The sequence below is a fragment of the Brevundimonas sp. CURTG3B2_SDJG genome, assembly GCF_057364705.1.
This window is the reverse complement of record NZ_JBNFOJ010000476.1, coordinates 1-1376: the sequence shown is the minus strand read 5'-3', so window position 1 is coordinate 1376 and position 1376 is coordinate 1. Positions and strand designations below refer to the sequence as shown.

Below are 1376 nucleotides of genomic sequence, written 5' to 3'. Positions count from 1 at the left end.
GCCCGTCGGGCCGCGCCGCCCTTCCAGCCGGGCCGACGCCCTCGGCCACCTGGCGCATCTCGGCCAGGTCGCCGTTCCAGTGGATCACCAGGTCGCAGCCGGCCTTCAGCGACGCCCGCGCCCGCTCCGTGAGCGTGCCTGACAAGGCGTTCATCACCAGATCGTCGGAGAGCAGCAGGCCGTTGAACCCCAGTCGCTCGCGGATCAGCTGGATCGCCTTGCGCGACTGGGTCGCCGGGCGCTTCTTGTCGATCGCGGTGAAAACGATGTGGGCGGTCATCCCGATCGGCATGTCCGACAGCGCCTTGAAGGGCGCAAAGTCCCAGGCGTCCAGCGCCTCCAGATCGGCATGGACCGTCGGCAGTTCCTTGTGCGTGTCGGCGAAGGCGCGCCCGTGGCCCGGCATGTGCTTGATCACCGGCAGGACCCCGCCGGCCAGCAATCCTTCAGCCGCCGCCCGGCCCAGCTGGGTCACGGTCGCCGGGTCGCGGGCGTTAGGCGCGGTCGCCGATGATGTCGTGGGCGCCGGGACGGGGACGTCCAGCACGGGCACGCAGTCGACGTTGATCCCCACGGCCTTCAGATCGTGCGCCATCAGCCGCGCGCCCAGCCGCGCCAGCTCGCGCGCCGCCAGCGGGTCGTTGGTCGCCTTCAGATAGGCGTCGCCCGGCGGATATCTGCGCCAGTGCGGCGGCCCCATCCGCTGGACCCGGCCGCCCTCCTGGTCGATCAGGATCGGCGCGTCGGGATCGCCGATGCACTCGCGCAGTTCGGCGGTCAGGGCGCGCACCTGGTCGGGGCTGTCGACGTTGCGGCGAAACAGGATGAAGCCCCACGGGCGAACGTCGGCGAAGAAGGCCTTCTCCTCCGCTGTCAGCCGGTGGCCGCTGCAACCCAGGATCATGGCCGCCGTCAAACGCCCGCCTCCATCCGCTCATCCCCGCGAACGCGGGGACCCAATCCTTTCGTTGAAACACCGGCGCCTGGGATTGCAAGCGGAGCATGCCCGGCTGAACCGACCATCCACAGAACTGGGTCCCCGCGTTCGCGGGGATGAGCGGAACAGAAGGCCATCAGGACCGTCCGGGCTGCCCCTAGCGGACGATGCAGTCGCTGCCCGACGCCTTGATGGCGCTGCACAGCCCCGTCGCCTGGTCGCGGCTGAGGCCGGTGACCGTGGTGCGGTAGACCGTCGAGCCGTTCGAGGCGGTGACTTCCTGCACTCGGCGGCTGGCGCCGCGGGTGAACTGAGGATAGCGGCCGACCACGGCGGCGTACTCGCGCTCGGCCAGGTTCGGCGTGGAGAAGGCGCCGATCTGCACGCCCGAGTCGCGCGGACGGGGGTCGGAGCCGGTCGCGGCTCGGCCGTTCTCGGC

2 protein-coding genes are annotated in these 1376 nt (G+C 70.9%); both read right to left on the bottom strand.

What is annotated here, in order from left to right; translation table 11 throughout:
• Positions 1–904, bottom strand: a 904-nt coding sequence (locus AC2W7C_RS17990; protein ID WP_486002580.1) for a glycoside hydrolase family 3 N-terminal domain-containing protein, incomplete at its 3' end; no start/stop codon positions are given.
• 190 nt (positions 905–1094) lie between these two features.
• The coding region (locus AC2W7C_RS17985) for an SPOR domain-containing protein (protein ID WP_486002579.1) at positions 1095–1376 on the bottom strand (282 nt) is incomplete at its 5' end.